15 protein-coding genes are annotated in these 14,415 nt (G+C 66.2%); 10 read left to right on the top strand and 5 right to left on the bottom strand.

The window, feature by feature from the left end:
* Positions 1–8 precede the first annotated feature (8 nt).
* From BJG92_RS04815 to BJG92_RS04800, 4 genes are all read left to right on the top strand, one after another.
* A complete protein-coding gene (locus tag BJG92_RS04815) occupies positions 9–842 on the top strand; it encodes an exodeoxyribonuclease III (RefSeq protein ID WP_232082882.1) in 834 nt (277 codons plus the stop codon).
* 17 nt (positions 843–859) lie between these two features.
* Entirely contained in the window at positions 860–1,954 is a 1,095-nt protein-coding gene (gene trpS, locus BJG92_RS04810; RefSeq protein WP_232082881.1) for a tryptophan--tRNA ligase, read from the top strand.
* A 4-nt stretch (positions 1,955–1,958) separates the two neighbouring features.
* Entirely contained in the window at positions 1,959–2,630 is a 672-nt protein-coding gene (locus tag BJG92_RS04805) for a 2'-5' RNA ligase family protein (RefSeq protein WP_232082880.1), read from the top strand.
* A 94-nt stretch (positions 2,631–2,724) separates the two neighbouring features.
* Positions 2,725–3,741, top strand: coding sequence for a YihY/virulence factor BrkB family protein (locus BJG92_RS04800; protein ID WP_232082879.1), 1,017 nt, complete (start codon positions 2,725–2,727; stop codon positions 3,739–3,741).
* Here BJG92_RS04800 and BJG92_RS04795 read toward each other — a convergent pair.
* From BJG92_RS04795 to sdhC, 5 genes are all read right to left on the bottom strand, one after another.
* The gene (locus tag BJG92_RS04795; RefSeq protein ID WP_232082878.1) at positions 3,704–4,468 is read right to left on the bottom strand and encodes a S9 family peptidase; all 765 of its coding nucleotides are present in this window, start codon (positions 4,466–4,468) and stop codon (positions 3,704–3,706) included. The two genes, BJG92_RS04800 and BJG92_RS04795, sit on opposite strands and share 38 nt — an antisense overlap.
* Positions 4,469–4,558: 90 nt before the next feature.
* A complete protein-coding gene (locus BJG92_RS04790) occupies positions 4,559–5,341 on the bottom strand; it encodes a succinate dehydrogenase iron-sulfur subunit (protein WP_226774031.1) in 783 nt (260 codons plus the stop codon).
* A gap of 1 nt (position 5,342) precedes the next feature.
* On the bottom strand, positions 5,343–7,151 hold the full coding sequence (sdhA, locus tag BJG92_RS04785) for a succinate dehydrogenase flavoprotein subunit (RefSeq protein ID WP_232082877.1): 1,809 nt from the start codon (positions 7,149–7,151) through the stop codon (positions 5,343–5,345).
* A gap of 88 nt (positions 7,152–7,239) precedes the next feature.
* Positions 7,240–7,725 (bottom strand): succinate dehydrogenase hydrophobic membrane anchor subunit, encoded by a 486-nt coding sequence (locus BJG92_RS04780; RefSeq protein WP_232082876.1) that lies wholly within the window; start codon positions 7,723–7,725, stop codon positions 7,240–7,242.
* A gap of 3 nt (positions 7,726–7,728) precedes the next feature.
* Positions 7,729–8,109 carry a succinate dehydrogenase, cytochrome b556 subunit gene (gene sdhC / locus BJG92_RS04775; RefSeq protein ID WP_232082875.1) on the bottom strand — a complete coding sequence of 127 codons (381 nt, stop codon included), beginning with the start codon at positions 8,107–8,109 and terminating at the stop codon, positions 7,729–7,731.
* Between the two features lie 286 nt (positions 8,110–8,395).
* Between sdhC and BJG92_RS04770 the strand changes: the two genes are divergently transcribed.
* From BJG92_RS04770 to BJG92_RS04745, 6 genes are all read left to right on the top strand, one after another.
* Positions 8,396–9,529, top strand: coding sequence for a mannose-1-phosphate guanylyltransferase (locus BJG92_RS04770; protein WP_232082874.1), 1,134 nt, complete (start codon positions 8,396–8,398; stop codon positions 9,527–9,529).
* A gap of 100 nt (positions 9,530–9,629) precedes the next feature.
* Positions 9,630–10,829 (top strand): amidohydrolase, encoded by a 1,200-nt coding sequence (locus BJG92_RS04765; protein WP_232082873.1) that lies wholly within the window; start codon positions 9,630–9,632, stop codon positions 10,827–10,829.
* 92 nt (positions 10,830–10,921) lie between these two features.
* A complete protein-coding gene (locus BJG92_RS04760; RefSeq protein ID WP_232082872.1) occupies positions 10,922–11,386 on the top strand; it encodes a MarR family winged helix-turn-helix transcriptional regulator in 465 nt (154 codons plus the stop codon).
* A 57-nt stretch (positions 11,387–11,443) separates the two neighbouring features.
* Positions 11,444–11,875, top strand: a complete 432-nt coding sequence (locus tag BJG92_RS04755) for an organic hydroperoxide resistance protein (protein WP_232082871.1) — start codon at positions 11,444–11,446, stop codon at positions 11,873–11,875.
* Positions 11,872–12,903 (top strand): NADP-dependent oxidoreductase, encoded by a 1,032-nt coding sequence (locus BJG92_RS04750; RefSeq protein WP_232082870.1) that lies wholly within the window; start codon positions 11,872–11,874, stop codon positions 12,901–12,903. The genes BJG92_RS04755 and BJG92_RS04750 overlap by 4 nt, the downstream gene beginning before the upstream one ends.
* Positions 12,904–13,250: 347 nt before the next feature.
* Positions 13,251–14,321, top strand: a complete 1,071-nt coding sequence (locus BJG92_RS04745) for a BMP family protein (RefSeq protein ID WP_232082906.1) — start codon at positions 13,251–13,253, stop codon at positions 14,319–14,321.
* Positions 14,322–14,415: the final 94 nt, after the last annotated feature.

Here is a 14,415-nt window from a genome sequence, read left to right as displayed (position 1 = left end):
TGGAGCGGGTGAGCTCGGCATTGAAGAAGGACAACCTTCGCATCGCATCAGTCAACGTCAATGGTCTTCGCGCCGCCTACAAGAAGGGCATGGCGGAATGGCTGGAGCCCCGCGAGGTCGACATCCTCTGCCTGCAGGAAGTCCGCGCTCCTGACGCGATCGTCGGGGAGCTCCTCGGCGAAGGGTGGTACATCCTGCACGCGGAGGCCGAGGCCAAGGGCCGCGCCGGAGTCGCCATTGCCTCCCGCGAAGAGCCCCTGGCCACCCGGGTGGGCATCGGCGATGACTACTTCGCCACGACCGGCCGCTGGGTCGAGGCCGACTACACGGTGCGCGACGCGGCGGGCAACGCCTCGCAGCTGACCGTCGTCAGCGCCTACGTGCACTCCGGCGAGGCCGGCACCCCCAAGCAGGAAGACAAGTTCCGTTTCCTTGACGCGATGCTCACCCGGCTCCGCGAGCTAGCCAAGCACAGCGACCATGCCCTCGTGGTGGGCGACCTCAACGTCGGCCACACGGAGCTGGACATCAGGAACTGGAAGGGCAACGTCAAGCGTGCGGGCTTCCTTCCCGAGGAGCGCGCGTATTTCGACCGCTTCTTCGGCGAGGACATCGGCTGGAAAGATGTTCACCGGGGCCTGGCGGGCAACGTCGATGGCCCCTACACCTGGTGGTCGCAACGGGGCCAGGCCTTCGACAACGACACCGGGTGGCGCATCGACTACCAGATGGCCACCCCCGCCCTCGCTGCTGCCGCGGTGTCAGCCGTTGTTGACCGGGCGCCGTCCTGGGACACCCGCTTCTCCGACCACGCCCCGCTGGTAGTGGACTACCGGCTCTAGTTTTAAGGCTTCCACGAATGACCTCTTCTTCAACTGTGACCGACGCCGCCGTCGCCCCCGATGCCTCGACGCCGGCCCTGCCGTCCACCGGGGTCCGGCAGCGCATCCTCTCCGGCATGCAGCCCTCCGCCGATTCGCTGCATCTGGGCAACTATCTGGGCGCCCTGGTGAACTGGGTCCGCATGCAGGACGAGTACGACGCGATCTTCTTCATCCCGGACCTCCACGCGATCACCGTTCCGCAGGACCCTGCGGAACTGGCCCACCGCACCCGCGTCACGGCCGCGCAGTACATCGCCGGCGGGGTGGACGTGGACAAATGCACACTCTTCGTCCAGTCCCAGGTGCCCGAGCACGCCCAGCTGGCCTGGGTCCTCAACTGCATCACGGGGTTCGGTGAGGCCTCCCGGATGACCCAGTTCAAGGACAAAGCCCACAAGCAGGGCTCCGACCATGCCAGCGTGGGACTTTTCACCTATCCGATCCTGCAGGCCGCGGACATCCTCCTGTACCAGCCGCATGGCGTCCCGGTGGGTGAGGACCAGCGCCAGCACGTGGAACTCAGCCGCGACCTAGCGCAGCGCTTCAACTCCCGTTTCGGCGAGACGTTCACGGTTCCCCAGCCCTTCATCCAGAAGGAATCGGCGAAGATCTACGATCTGCAGCACCCCACCGCCAAGATGTCCAAATCCGCGGAGTCGCCGGCCGGTCTGATCAACCTCCTGGACGACCCCAAAGTCATCGCCAAGCGGATCAAATCCGCCGTCACCGACGCCGGGACGGAGATCCGCTTCGACCGCGAAACGAAGCCCGGGATCTCCAACCTGTTGACCATCCACTCGGCCATCACCGGGCAGAGCGTCGAGGCCATCGTCTCCGCGTACGAGGGAAAGATGTACGGCCACCTCAAGGTGGACGTGGCAGAGGCCGTGGCAGAGCGCCTGACACCGATCCGGAACCGCACGAACGAGCTGCTGGACGATCCCGCGGAGCTGGACCGCCTGCTTGCCCTCGGGGCGGACAAGGCCCGCGCAATCGCGTCCGCCACCCTCCGGGACGTCTATGCCAAGGTTGGCTTCCTGCCGTACGCCGGAAGCCACGGAGTCCGCTAGAGCGATGGCTTCCGTCAGCAGAGTCGCCGCTCACGAGCCACAGCGCGTCACCGCGCGTGCCGGCAGCAAAGCTGCCGCGCAGACGCAGACGCAAGCGCACTCGAAGTACGGACAGCGCAGCGAAGGCATCGGCATCGGCGTCATTCTTGGATTCCCGGCCGAGATCGCCGAGGAGCTTCAGCGCTGGCGGGCCTCGTTTGGCGACCCGATGGCCGGCGTCGTCCCGGCGCACATCACGCTCGTGACCACCACCATGACCCAGGACTGGGAGGCTACGCGCAACCATGTGCGCGAGGTCGCGCGCCGGCAGAAGCCGTTCACGGTCACCATTGCTGGCACCGGATCCTTCAGGCCGGTCTCTCCGGTGGTCTTCCTCAATGTCGAAGACGGCTTTGGCGACTGCGTCAGCCTGCACCAGCAGCTGCAGACCGGGCCCCTGGAACGTGATCTCCAGTTTTCCTACCACCCGCACGTCACCGTCGCCCACGACGTTGCCCCGGAAAGCCTCGACGAGGCCGAAACGGTGCTCAGGGATTACAGGGCCACGTTCCCGGTCGCTAGCATGGGACTTTACGAGCACGACGACAACGGCATTTGGCAGCTACGGGAAGAACTTGATTTTGGGACCGAACCTCACCACGACAGAGGCCAGGACGGCACCGCAGGCGCCGGCTAAGCCGCCACTTCCCACCGATCTGGCCGGACTGAAACTGGAAGTCATCCGGAAGAGGGTGGACTGGGGCCGCGTTCGGCGCTCAGGCGGCGGGAGAATGGCGTCGCTGATGGCGATGGTGGCGTGGCTGCTGGCACGGCTGAACACGCTGTTGCCCCTGCGCGCCTTCCAGCACTACGGCCGCCAGCATGGCCCGCTGATGAGCGCCGGCATCGGGTTCAGGATGTTCTTCTCCATTACGGGCCTCCTGGCTACCGGATTCTCCCTGGCCGGCCTGTTCCTCAGCGGGCAGCCTGCCCTGCTTGACCAAATTATCAAGAGCGTGGCCGTGACCGCGCCCGGCCTCCTGAAGGTCGACGGCAGCGAGGGGCTGGTGGATCCCTACGAGCTGCTGAACCCCGCCAGCCTCGGCTGGGCCGCCGCGATCGCCGCCGTGGTGACGGTCTTTACGTCCCTGGGCTGGATCAGCGGCGTCCGCGACGGCGTGCGCGGCATGATGCAGCTCGGACCGCGGGGAATGAACCCGGTCCTGCAGATACTGCGCGACGTCGGCACCCTGCTCCTGCTCGGCGTGGCCCTCGTGATCAGCGCGGCAGCCTCGCTGGTGTTCGGCACGGCGGCGGGCTGGGTGACCGAACAGCTCAGGCTCGATCCGTTGCTGGCCGGGCCCCTGACGACCTCCGTCACGATCCTCGTGCCGCTGCTGCTCGGCTGGGGCACCGCCCTGATCATGTTCCGGGTGGCCGCGGGGCTTAAACCGGCCCGGCGCTCACTGCTTGAAGGGACCATCCTCGCCGCGGTGGGCACCACGGTGCTGCAGATTTTCAGCACCCAGCTGCTGGCCAGTGCGGGGAAGAACCCCATCCTGGCGCCCTTTGCGATCATTATCGGCCTGCTGATCTGGTTCAACCTGGTCAGCCAGGTCTACGTGATCTGCGCAGCCTGGGTCGCGATCCGGGAACAGGACCTCGCGAGTGAGCCCGCTGCCACGAAGACCGGGTGGGGCGCCCGCAAGGTCCAGCCGGGCAAGACCCCCGTGGAGCCCCGGGCCCGGAGGAGGCCCGTCGCCGCCGCGTTCAGGCGTCGAGGTATTGATCGGCCCACGCCGAAATAATCTTCGCCGCCCGGGCCGCTTGGCCCTTCCCGGTCAGCAGGTGGTCGCTGCCCTCGAGGGACACGAAGCTGCGCGGGTGCCGGGCCGTCTGGAAGATCGTGCTTGCGTTCTCAATCCCCACCGTGTTGTCCGTGGGGGAGTGGAGCACCATGAGCGGTTTGTGCAGGCCCTTGATGCAGTCCGTGAGATCCGCCTTCTCGAGGTCTTCAATGAAGTGCCGCCGGATCTCCACACGCTTGCCGCCCAAGTCAACTTCCGCACTTCCCTCGCTAAGGATCCGGTCCAGCGCCGCATCGAACACGTGGGCCACATGCTTGGGCGAAAACGGCGCGCCCACCGTGGCCACGGCGTCGAGGTCCGGGATCTCCCGGGCGGCCGCCAGTACCGCGGCACCGCCAAAGGAATGGCCCACGAGTAGGGAGACCGGCCGGCCCGACTCCCGCATGAACTCGGCGGCCTTCACGGTGTCCGCCACCTTGTGGCTGAAGGAGCCCTCGGACCACGAGCCTGCGGATTCGCCGAGGCCGAGGTTGTCGAAGCGGAGCATGCCCACCCCGTTGTCCGCCAGCTCCTTGCACATGCGCGACGCCGAGGGGCTGTCCTTTCCCAGCGTGAAGCCATGGGAGAACACTCCCCAGCCCTTCACCGGCCCCACCGGGACGTCGACGACGCCGGAGAGGATTTCCCCGGTGGAACCCTGGAAGGAGACTTTTTCGGAGCGGGACACGTGGACCTTTCGAGACGGGAGATACGACGACGGCGCCCCCACCTGAAAGGTGAGAGGCGCCGTCGTCGTGCTACTTGGAGAGAGCGGTTGCTAGATCTTGCGGGACAGAATGGCCTGCTTGACCTCGGCGATCGCCTGCGTGACCTGGATGCCGCGCGGGCATGCTTCGGTGCAGTTGAAGGTGGTGCGGCAGCGCCACACGCCTTCCTTGTCGTTAAGGATCTCCAGGCGCATGTCGCCGGCGTCGTCACGGGAGTCGAAGATGAACCGGTGGGCGTTCACGATGGCGGCCGGGCCGAAGTACTGGCCGTCGGTCCAGAACACCGGGCAGGACGAGGTGCACGCGGCGCAGAGGATGCACTTGGTGGTGTCATCGAACCGCTCGCGGTCCTCGGCGGACTGCAGGCGTTCCTTGGTCGGCTCGTGACCCCGGTTGATCAGGAACGGCATGACCTCGCGGAAGGACTGGAAGAACGGTTCCATGTCCACGATCAGGTCCTTCTCCACCGGGAGGCCCTTGATCGGCTCGACCGTGATGGGCTTGGACGTGTCCAGGTCCTTCAGCAGGGTCTTACAGGCGAGGCGGTTGCGGCCGTTGATGCGCATGGCATCGGAACCGCAGACACCGTGCGCGCAGGACCGGCGGAAGGAGACGCTGCCGTCGATTTCCCACTTGACCTTGTGCAGGGCGTCCAGGACACGGTCCGTGCCGTACATGGTCACATGGAAGTCATCCCAGGTGGACTCGTCGGAGACCTCCGGGTTGTAGCGTCGCACCCGCAGGTGCACGTCGAAGGACGGGATGTCCCCGCCGCCGCCTATGTGGGCCGGGAGTTCGATCTTGGAGGCTGGCTCAGCGAGTTCAGCGGTCATCTTAGTACTTCCTCACCATCGGCTCGTAGCGCGTAAAGACCACCGGTTTGGTGGCAAGTCGGATGCCGGCGGTGACTTCGGCGGTGTGCGCCGTCCCATCCGCCGGAGCATGCTCATCCTTGTACGCCATGGAGTGCTTCATGAAATTGTCGTCGTCGCGCTCGGGGAAGTCCTCACGGAAGTGGCCGCCGCGGGATTCCTCGCGGTGCAGGGCCGCCACGGTCATGACCTTGGCGAGTTCCAGCAGGAAGCCCAGCTCCACGGCCTCGAGCAGGTCCAGGTTGAAGCGCTTGCCCTTGTCCTGGACGCTGATGCGCTCGTACCTCTCCTCGAAGGACGCAATGTCCGTCAGGACCTGGTTCAGGGTGTCGGCGGTGCGGAACACCTGCATGTTGGCATCCATGGTGTCCTGCAGTTCCTTGCGGATCGCAGCGACCTTCTCGGTGCCGTCAGAGGTGCGGACGTGGTCCAGCAGGTCCAGCGTGTAGGCCTCCGGGTCGGCGGGGAGCTCCACGAAGTCCGCTGTCTTGGCGTACTCCGCGGCGGCAATGCCGGCGCGCTTGCCGAAGACGTTGATGTCCAGCAGCGAGTTGGTGCCCAGCCGGTTGGAGCCGTGCACGGAGACGCAGGCAACTTCACCGGCGGCGTAGAGGCCCGGGACGATCGTGTCGTTGTCCTGGAGGACCTCGGCGGTGATGTTGGTGGGGATGCCGCCCATGGCGTAGTGCGCCGTCGGGAAGACCGGTACCGGCTCCGTGTACGGCTCCACACCGAGGTAGGTGCGGGCGAACTCGGTGATATCCGGCAGTTTGGCGTCGATATGCGCCGGCTCAAGGTGCGTCAGGTCCAGGAGGACGTAGTCCTTGTTCGGGCCGCAGCCACGGCCCTCACGGACTTCGTTGGCCATGGAGCGGGCCACGATGTCGCGGGGGGCGAGGTCCTTGATGGTGGGGGCGTAGCGCTCCATGAAGCGCTCACCCTCGGAGTTGCGCAGGATCGCGCCTTCGCCGCGGGCGGCCTCGGAGAGGAGGATGCCCAGGCCGGCGAGGCCTGTCGGGTGGAACTGGTAGAACTCCATGTCCTCCAGGGGGATGCCGCGGCGGAACGCGATGCCCATGCCGTCGCCGGTGAGGGTGTGGGCGTTGGACGTGGTCTTGAAGACCTTGCCCGCGCCGCCGGTGGCGAACACGACGGACTTGGCCTGGAAGACGTGCAGCTCGCCGGAGGCGAGGTCGTAAGACACGACGCCGGCAACACGCTTCTGCTTGTACGGTGTCCCGTCCTCGCGGACGGCGTCTTCCTCGACCGTCAGCAGGTCAAGGACGTAGTACTCGTTGTAGAACTCGACGTTGTGCTTGACGCAGTTTTGGTACAGCGTCTGCAGGATCATGTGGCCGGTGCGGTCCGCGGCATAGCAGGCGCGGCGGACGGGGGCCTTGCCGTGGTCGCGGGTGTGGCCGCCGAAACGGCGCTGGTCAATCCGGCCCTCGGGCGTCCGGTTGAAGGGCAGGCCCATCTTCTCCAGGTCCAGGACGGCGTCGATCGCTTCCTTCGCCATGACCTCGGCGGCGTCCTGGTCCACCAGGTAGTCCCCGCCCTTGATGGTGTCAAAGGTGTGCCACTCCCAGTTGTCTTCCTCAACGTTGGCCAGGGCCGCGCACATGCCGCCCTGTGCCGCGCCGGTGTGGGAGCGGGTGGGGTAAAGCTTGGTCAGTACCGCTGTTTTCGCGCGCTGACCTGATTCGATCGCCGCGCGCATCCCGGCGCCACCGGCACCGACGATGACGACGTCGTACTTATGGACCTGCATACCAGACGCTCTTTCTCTCAAAATTCGTTATACAACACACGCGGCGGCGGAGCCTGCCCCGTGAAATCTCGTGAAGTGCTTAGTGCCGCTACGGCGCGGGGCAGAAGCCGCCGGGCAGCGGGACACCGTTGACCATGGGGCACGGGTCAAAGGTGAAGATGACCATGGTGCCCAGGACGATGATGACGGTGGTGGCAGCGTAGAGCACGATCTTGAGCCAAAGACGGGTCGCGTCCTTTTCGGCGTAGTCGTTGATGATCGTGCGGACACCGTTGGTGCCGTGCAACATGGCCAGCCACAGCATGGCCAGATCCCAGACCTGCCAGAACGGGTCGGCCCACTTGCCGGCCACGAAGCCGAAGTCGATGGCGTGGATGCCCTCGCCCACGAGCAGGTTGACGGTCAGGTGGCCGAAGATCAGGACTACCAGGACGACGCCGGAGAGCCGCATGAAAAGCCAGGCGATCATTTCGAAGTTGCCCTTGGAGGCACCGTTGCGGCGGTACTGCGGAGCAATCCGGTCGCTGCCGACCTTCGCGGCGCTGCGGGGGCTCTGGATTTCAGTTGCACTCATGGCTTAGTGGCCTCCGAAGGCGAGGGAAAGGTGGCGGATGGAGAAGCCCACCATGACGACGACCCAGAGGGCCAGAACCGTCCACAGCATCTGGCGCTGGTACTTCGCGCCCTTCTTCCAGAAGTCGACGGCGATGATCCGCAGGCCGTTGAAGGCGTGGAACACGATCGCTGCGACAAGGCCCGTTTCACCCAGGGCCATGAGGGGGTTCTTGTAGGAGCTGATCACGGCGTTGTAGGCCTCGGGCGACACGCGCACCAATGAGGTGTCCAGCACATGGACCAACAAGAAGAAAAAGATCACTACACCGGTAATGCGGTGTCCAACCCAGGACCACATGCCTTCACGGCCGCGGTACAAGGTGCCAGCTGGTTTTGTCGGCACTGAATAAACCTCCCTGCAACACAGCGGCGCTGGCATGGGATCCACGCGGGGGGAACGCCTGCTGCGAGAGCACTCATAAACGTAAGCCTAAATCTAGGCTTCGCTCTCAGCTTATTCAATTCAGCGGCCGCTGGGTGACGGTCACCCGCGCGGAATTCGCCCGGATTTGAGACGAACGCCACATTTCCGTGTCCGCGGGGCGCCCCGGGCCCGTGTCGGGCCCGTGTCGGGCGCGTGTGCGGCCCGTTAACGGGCCGGCGGGCCGCGTTCGGCTAAAGTAGCCGTGATGAGTACTGACAATTCGACGAGCCACGCTTCACCCCTGAGCCGATTTATTGCGGTGATTCCGGCGGGCGGTGTGGGGACCCGCCTCTGGCCCCTGTCGCGGGCAGCTGCCCCCAAGTTCCTGCACGACCTCACGGGTTCGGGCAGCACGTTGCTGCGCGCAACCTATGACCGCCTCGAGCCGCTTGCCGGCAAGCGCGTCCTCGTCGTGACCGGAACCGCGCACCGGGCTGCGGTCTCACGCCAGCTTCCCGAGGTGCAGGACGCCGACCTCGTGCTCGAGAGCGAGCCGAAAGATTCCGGGGCCGCCATCGGCCTCGCCGCGGCCATCCTGCACGAGCGGGACCCGGACACCATCATGGGCTCCTTCGCGGCGGACCAGGTCATCAGCCCGGACGGTTTGTTCCAGGACGCCGTCCGCGAGGCCATCCACACGGCCGCCGCCGGCAAGATCGTCACCATCGGCATCAAGCCGACCCACCCGTCCACCGGCTTCGGCTATATCCGGGCCGGCGAGAAACTCAACGTGCCCGGCGCCCCGAGCGCCCAGGCGGTCGTCGAGTTCGTGGAGAAGCCGAGCGAGGAAGTCGCCCAGCAGTACGTGGACAGCGGCGAGTACGTCTGGAACGCCGGCATGTTCGTCGCTCCCGTGTCTCTGATGCTCAAGCACCTCGAAGCCAACCAGCCTGAACTGTTCGCCGGGCTGCAGGAAATCGCCAAGGCCTGGGACACCCCGCAGCGCGATGAGGTCACCGCCCGCGTCTGGCCGACCCTGCCCAAGATCGCCATTGACTACGCCGTGGCCGAACCCGCCGCCGCCGCGGGGGACGTCGCGGTTGTGCCGGGCACCTTCCGCTGGGACGACGTCGGGGACTTTGCCTCGGTGGGCCGGCTCAACAGTGCCAAGGAAGTCGATGACGTCACCGTGATCGGCGAGGGTGCCCGCGTCTTCACGGAAAACGCCAGCGGCGTCGTGGTCTCCGATACCAAGCGCGTCATCGCCCTGATCGGGATCAAGGACGTCGTCATCGTCGACACCCCCGATGCCCTGCTGGTCACCACCAAGGAACACTCGCAGCGCGTCAAGCAGGCCGTTGACGCCCTCAAGGCCAGCGGAGACACCGACGTCCTGTAGCGTCCGCTCCGGCACCGCCGGACCCGGATCGGGTATTCAACCAGCCGTAACGCGCCGTACGCGATGCCGCTATTTATTGTCCGCTCGCTAGAGTTATTCTGTGCGCAATTACACTACTGAAGCTGAGTCCACCTCATTGGTGGGGCCGTGGCTGAAACCCCTCCTGCCGGAACTGATAGCTTTCCGACGTGACCTCCACGCGCATCCGGAGCTGTCCTTCAAGGAGTTCCGCACCACGGACAAGCTGGTCAAGCGGCTCCAGGAAGCGGGCCTCAAGCCCCGCCGCCTCGAAGGCACCGGACTGACGGTGGACGTCGGGGAAGGACCCGTCGCTGCCGCCCTCCGCGGGGACATCGACGCCCTGCCCATCATTGAGGAGACTGGCCTCGAGTTTGCGTCCAGGAACCATGGCGTGACGCACGCCTGCGGACACGACGTGCACACCGCCACCATGCTCGGGATCGCCCTGATCCTGCAGCGGATGCACGAGGAGTCGCCCCTGCGCGGCACCGTCCGGATCATCTTCCAGCCCGCCGAGGAAACCATGCCCGGCGGCGCGCACGCCTGTATTGAGCAAGGGGTCCTCGACGGCGTGCCGCGCATCCTGGCCCTGCACTGCGACCCCCGGATCGACGTCGGCAAGATCGGCACCCGGATCGGGGCCATCACCTCGGCCTCCGATACGATCAGGATCGAACTGACCGGACGCGGCGGCCACACCTCGCGCCCCCACCTGACCGAGGACCTCGTCTTCGCGCTGGCGCAGATCGCCGTGAACGTCCCGGCTGTGCTGTCCCGACGCGTCGATGTCCGCAGCGGCGTCTCCGTCGTCTGGGGCCAGATCTCCGCCGGTTCAGCCCCGAACGCCATTCCGGCCAGCGGCTTTATGGCCGGCACCATGCGCTGCCTGGACCGGGACGCCTGGCACAGCGCCGGCAAAATCCTCGATGAAGTGGTCCAGGAAATCGCGGCTCCCTACGGCGTCGACGTACACCTCGAGCACACCCGCGGCGTGCCGCCCGTGGTGAACTCCGAACACGAGACGGCACTCATCGAGGCCTCCGCACGTGCGGAAATCGGCGAAAGCGCAGTGGTCCTGACCCCGCAGTCCATGGGCGGGGAAGACTTTGCCTGGTTCCTGGCGGAGACGCCCGGCGCCATGATGCGGCTGGGGACCAAGACCCCCGGCGGCGAAGAATACGACCTTCACCGCGGCGACTACATCCTGGATGAACGCGCCCTGGGCCTGGGCATCAGGGTCCTCACCGCCGCGGCGCTGCGGACCCTCCGCGACCTCTGAGCACCTTTCCGCGGCGGGCAAGCCCCGTCCGTGGCGGGGGCCCTCCCTGCATTTAGGTTGTGTGCAATTCAATTGTGGGCTAAGCTATTTGAATGACCGATGCACCTCCGCGCGAAGCGCCAAGCCCCGATGCACCGCGGCTTGACCGCCAGCTGTGCTTCGCCATGTACTCCGCATCGCGCGCGGCGACGGCCGTCTACCGGCCGATGCTCGAGGATATTGGCCTGACCTACCCGCAGTACCTCGTGATGCTGGTGCTCTGGGAAAACCAGCCCCGCAGCGTCCGGGAACTGGGGGAGGAGCTCGGGCTGGACTCTGGGACGCTTTCGCCGCTGCTCAAGCGGCTGGAAGCGCTGGGCCTCGTGGAACGGCGCCGGTCCGCCGCAGACGAACGCCGCGTGGAGGCCTTTCTCACCGTTGCCGGTGCGGCCCTGAGCGCGCGGGCCACGGGCATCCCGCAACGGCTCGCCGACGCGGCCGGTCTACCGCCAGCCGAACTCGACCACCTCCGGGAAACTCTCGGCCGGCTCACCGCCGCGCTCCACGCCCACCGCTGAGCACCCCCCGGACCCAACAGATTTCCCCAACAAATTTCCCCAACAGATCGGAACCCCTTGAAGACTCTCTACACGGCAGAAGCACTCGCCTCGGGTGAAGGCCGGGACGGCAACGCCCGCACGCAGGACGGCAAGCTCAACGTGGCCCTGGCCAGCCCGGTGGAACTTGGCGGCAACGGCGAAGGCACCAACCCCGAGCAGCTCTTCGCCGCCGGCTACGCGGCCTGCTTCCACTCCGCGCTGCGCCTCGTCGGCCGCCAGCAGAAAGCGGACCTGACGGATTCCGCCGTCGCAGCCAAGATCCACCTCGGCGCCCTCGACGGAGGTACCGGTTACGGCATCGCCGCGGAACTTGAGATTGCCCTTCCCGCCGTGGACCGGTCCACCGCCGAGGCCCTCGTGGCCAAGGCCCACGAGGTCTGCCCCTACTCCAACGCCACCCGTGGCAACATCACTGTCGACATCAAGATCCTGGAGGTCGCCGCATGAGCACCCACACCGAAGCCACCGCGATTCCCGCCACGACGCGGGAGATCCAGCTCGCGTCCCGTCCGCACGGCCGCCCCGTGCCCGAGAACTTCCGCCTCGCCGAGTCGGCGCTGCCGGAACTGCAGGACGGCCAGATCCTGGTCCGCAACCTGTACATCTCCGTCGATCCCTACATGCGCGGCCGGATGAACGACGTCAAGTCCTACTCGGCCCCCTTCGCACTCGATGCGGCGCTCGACGGCGGTGCCGTCGGCGAGGTCATCGCGTCCCGCTCGGCGGACCGTAAGGTGGGCGACGCCGTCGTCCATTCACTGGGATGGCGCGAATACGCCGTGCTCGACGCCGGCGCCACCACGCCGGCCCGCACGGATCTGGCCCCCGCCTCCGCCTTCCTCGGTGCGCTCGGCATGACCGGCCTGACGGCCTACGCCGGCCTGCTCAAGGTTGCCGACTTCAAGGCCGGGGAGGTCGTCTTCGTCTCAGGTGCAGCGGGCGCAGTCGGCTCCCTGGTGGGGCAGATTGCCAAGGCCATGGGCGCGTCCCGCGTCATCGGCAGCGCGGGTTCCCCGGAAAAGGTGGCGCGGCTGCTGGAGCTCGGCTTCGACGCTGCCTTCAACTACCACGACGGCCCGGTGTCCGAGCAGCTGGCCGCAGCCGCCGGCGACCGCGGAATCGACGTGTATTTCGACAACGTCGGCGGGGAACACCTCGAAGCCGCACTGTCCGCGCTCACCGCCGGTGGCCGGGTGGCCATGTGCGGCGCCATTTCGCAGTACAACTCAACCGAGCCCGCGTCGGGCCCGCGGAACCTCATGCAGGCCATCGGCAAGGGGCTCACGCTCAAGGGCTTCCTGGTCGGCGGGTACTGGCAGTACATGGCCGAGTTCATCGAGACCATGTCCGGCTGGCTCGCAGACGGCACCGTCCGCTACGACGAGACGATCGTCGACGGCCTGGAAAATGCGCCGCAGGCCTTCATGGACCTCCTGGACGGTGCGAACACCGGCAAGATGCTGGTCCGCATCTAGCGACGGATCCAGCTCCTGTACCACGCCGCCCCCGGCGCCGTTTCCTCCCGGAACCGGTGCCGGGGGCGCTTGTGCGCGCGCCCCGCACTGGTGACTACCAATTGGTAACAAATTCTCAACAATCTGGGGAATCCCGGTGACCTGTGCTACCTGCACGTGTCCCAGGCCACTAAAGTTACTTGCATCAGTGCGCCTCGGCGCAGTGCTGCGAATCCCATCAGTGAAAACAGCGTTCCAGCGGCCATACCGCCAACAGACACTCATTGAACTCCTGTCGCAGCGCCTACTCTTTTCTTCCTGGAGGAACATTGAAGAACTCCCTGCGTGCAACCCTCAAGCGCGGTTCGATGGCCGGAGTCGCCACCGCCGGTGCGGCTGCTCTCCTGCTCACCGGTTGCGGGGCTGCCCCCGACGCGGGCAGCAGCGCCACCAAGACCGCCAGCAACTACACGGGCTGCATCGTGTCCGACTCCGGTGGATTCGACGACCAGTCGTTCAACCAGTCCTCCTACGAAGGCCTGAAGAAGTCCGAGAAGGACCTGGGCATCAAGGTCAACCAGGCTGAGTCCAAGACCAACAACGACTTCGAGCCGAACCTGCGCGCCATGGTGGCAGCCGGCTGCAACCTGACCGTCACGGTCGGCTTCCTGCTGGGCGACGCCACGAAGGCCCAGGCCACGGCGAACCCGGACAAGCACTTCGCCATCATCGACTTCGGCTACGACACCCCGATCGCCAACGTCAAGCCGATCATTTACGACACGGCCCAGGCTGCCTTCCTCGCCGGGTACCTCGCAGCCGCCACCACCAAGACGGGCACGGTTGCCACCTTCGGCGGCATCAAGATCCCCACCGTCACCATCTTCATGGACGGCTACGCCGACGGCGTGAAGTACTACAACGAGAAGAAGGGGAAGTCCGTCAAGGTCCTTGGCTGGGACAAGGCCAAGCAGGACGGCTCCTTCACCGGTGACTTCGAAAAGCAGGACAAGGGCAAGCAGTTCACCCAGAACTTCCTGGACCAGGGTGCGGACATCGTCATGCCCGTCGCCGGTCCGGTCGGCAAGGGCGCGGGCGCGGCCCTGAAGGAAGCCAAGGCTGCAGGCAAGGACGTCAAGCTGATCTGGGTTGACTCCGACGGCTTCCTCACGGCGCCGGACTACAAGGACATCATGCTCTCCTCCGTCATGAAGCAGATGGGCGAGGCCGTAGAGACCGTTGTCAAGCAGGACACCGAAGGCAAGTTCACCAACACGCCGTACGTTGGCACGCTGGCGAACGACGGCGTGCAGCTGGCCCCGTTCCACGACATGGAATCCCAGGTCCCGGCCGACGTCAAGACCGAGCTGCTCCAGATCGAGAAGGACATTGCCGACGGCAAGCTGAAGGTTGAATCCGCCGCCAGCCCCAAGGTCTAGCTTCCTCCTCCAGCGCCACGGCCCGTCCGGTCATCCACCGCACGGGCTGTGGCGCTTTTCGTTGAGCGGACCCCGCTCCGCGCCCGGCTCCAGG

This window comes from Arthrobacter sp. SO5 (assembly GCF_020532805.1).
Classification (GTDB): Bacteria; Actinomycetota; Actinomycetes; order Actinomycetales; family Micrococcaceae; genus Arthrobacter.
This window is presented reverse-complemented; position numbering and strand designations above follow the sequence as displayed.

Excerpts from the sequence above, each read along its gene's own strand:
- trpS (WP_232082881.1), top strand. The coding sequence starts at position 860 with ATGACCTCTTCTTCAACTGTGACCGACGCCGCCGTCGCCCCCGATGCC.
- BJG92_RS04805 (WP_232082880.1), top strand. The coding sequence starts at position 1,959 with ATGGCTTCCGTCAGCAGAGTCGCCGCTCACGAGCCACAGCGCGTCACC.
- BJG92_RS04800 (WP_232082879.1), top strand. The coding sequence starts at position 2,725 with ATGGCGTCGCTGATGGCGATGGTGGCGTGGCTGCTGGCACGGCTGAAC.
- BJG92_RS04790 (WP_226774031.1), bottom strand. The coding sequence starts at position 5,341 with ATGACCGCTGAACTCGCTGAGCCAGCCTCCAAGATCGAACTCCCGGCC.
- sdhA (WP_232082877.1), bottom strand. The coding sequence starts at position 7,151 with ATGCAGGTCCATAAGTACGACGTCGTCATCGTCGGTGCCGGTGGCGCC.
- BJG92_RS04780 (WP_232082876.1), bottom strand. The coding sequence starts at position 7,725 with ATGAGTGCAACTGAAATCCAGAGCCCCCGCAGCGCCGCGAAGGTCGGC.
- BJG92_RS04770 (WP_232082874.1), top strand. The coding sequence starts at position 8,396 with ATGAGTACTGACAATTCGACGAGCCACGCTTCACCCCTGAGCCGATTT.
- BJG92_RS04760 (WP_232082872.1), top strand. The coding sequence starts at position 10,922 with ATGACCGATGCACCTCCGCGCGAAGCGCCAAGCCCCGATGCACCGCGG.
- BJG92_RS04750 (WP_232082870.1), top strand. The coding sequence starts at position 11,872 with ATGAGCACCCACACCGAAGCCACCGCGATTCCCGCCACGACGCGGGAG.
- BJG92_RS04745 (WP_232082906.1), top strand. The coding sequence starts at position 13,251 with ATGGCCGGAGTCGCCACCGCCGGTGCGGCTGCTCTCCTGCTCACCGGT.